Here is a 1,627-nt window from a genome sequence, read left to right on the forward strand (position 1 = left end):
CGGTATCAGACACAACTGTTCGCGATTCTGTGATGCCCTTGGAGTAAGGATATGCGGTTTGTTTATCACCATAAACTTAGGAGAGCCGCTCTAATTTACCTTTTGGACAGTTCATTAGAATCCTTAAAATTATTGACTATTATAGTTTACAGCTTTAACATTACATTGCATCACTACCAATTTTAGAACGACGAGCTCCCCCTTAGGGCTTCGGGGCTATGTCCCCTGTCTCTCGATACCGACGTAGAAAGTTGCGTATAAATGCCAAGCTAACTTTAAATCTTTGTGCTAGTTCTCTTTGTGAGCCTTCTGGGTTTTGCCATGCACTTAATATTTTTTCCGTAAGTCAAGGGAATATGCTGCTGCCATGTCTATCACCTTTTTTGACCTCTCTATTTTAAGATTGTTGTGGTACATTTGATATCAATTTGCTGTAAGCTAAAAAAGATAGACCAAAATTCACTCATTCGCCCTATTCAGTAATTCTGTGCGTGCCGAGCTGTGCGCTCACGTTAAGAAATTTACAGTTCTGATTGCCAGTCAGGATAGACATATCCGCAATCTATCAGAAGACGTTTTAATTTAAGAGTTTTTAGGTGTTCTAATACTGCTTGAACATCTTGAGATGAAGCAGCTTTTACAGCAGTTTGCTGTACTCCTTTGTGAAAGATTCCATAGTACCCCTTATCACCGTTATTATTTCCCTCTAAATCAACCCACTTGACATATAGTTCCTCACCAATAGCTTTTAATTCAATCGCAAGCATTGCTTGCTTTCTTGATACGTCTTGCCAGTTGCAAGGCAGCCTCAATAGCTTCTGTTTTTGTCGTCACATCCGGAACTTCACCTTCGTCAAGCAAGCGATCGCTCAGGAATATCTGACCGCTCCGAATTCTCTAATTAAATTTGTTGTTAATTCGCTTAATGTTTCTGATTTCACCCTGAAATTTGGCGTTGCAGAATTTGGGGGGATTCAAGACGGCAAGGGCACGGTCTTGTGTTTTAAGTAGTAAATAACCAGGCTAAGGGAAATTTCTAACATGAATGAGGATTTTGAATAACATAAAGTTTTTCGCCCTAGGCGAGCTATCAGGATGCCGAGCGCCGAGTATTTTCTCCTTCACGCGCCTCTCATATAGGTTTTGCTGACTATACGAGCACCCTGATTAATAAATTGCAGATAAACTACATAGCCATCGCTCACATAAAAAAACATTCCCATCCCGGCATAATCTTCCATAACGGTTTAAATGTTTCTGAAGACCGATCTCCTGAAATAAAGGCTAAAATCTCCGGAAAGCTATTTTTTACAACAGTCGAGACCCAGAGCTTGTTTTTTTTGCGTTGGTGAATTAGGGTATGATCACTTAATAGTGCGATCGCGTAGCGGGGCGTAGCCAGAGCGCCAAAAAAATAAAACTGAGTGAAATCCTAGCTTATGCAATGCCCAGAATGCGTGTCAACTGAACTCAATAAAAATGGACATAAAAAAGGCAAACAGAACTTGATTTGTGTCCGTTGCGGTAGACAATTTATAGAGAATTACCAACCAGGGTAAGAGCATCTTAATCAGGCTTGACACAAGCATTTGAGAATCTGCATCATATAGTCATCATTCATCGCCGC

General features: G+C 40.5%; 1 protein-coding gene and 1 pseudogene. One reads left to right on the forward strand and one right to left on the reverse strand.

Going from position 1 to position 1,627, the window contains the following annotated elements; all coding sequences use genetic code 11:
• Positions 1-521: 521 nt before the first annotated feature.
• The gene (locus tag QUA40_RS28650) at positions 522-767 is read right to left on the reverse strand and encodes a hypothetical protein (RefSeq protein WP_333132085.1); all 246 of its coding nucleotides are present in this window, start codon (positions 765-767) and stop codon (positions 522-524) included.
• 672 nt (positions 768-1,439) lie between these two features.
• Here QUA40_RS28650 and QUA40_RS28655 point away from each other — a divergent pair.
• Positions 1,440-1,553: pseudogene (locus QUA40_RS28655) on the forward strand (IS1/IS1595 family N-terminal zinc-binding domain-containing protein); the annotation flags it as partial.
• Between the last annotated feature and the right edge of the window lie 74 nt (positions 1,554-1,627).

The organism is Microcoleus sp. Pol11C3 (assembly GCF_036701485.1).
In the GTDB taxonomy this organism is placed as follows: domain Bacteria; phylum Cyanobacteriota; class Cyanobacteriia; order Cyanobacteriales; family Microcoleaceae; genus Microcoleus.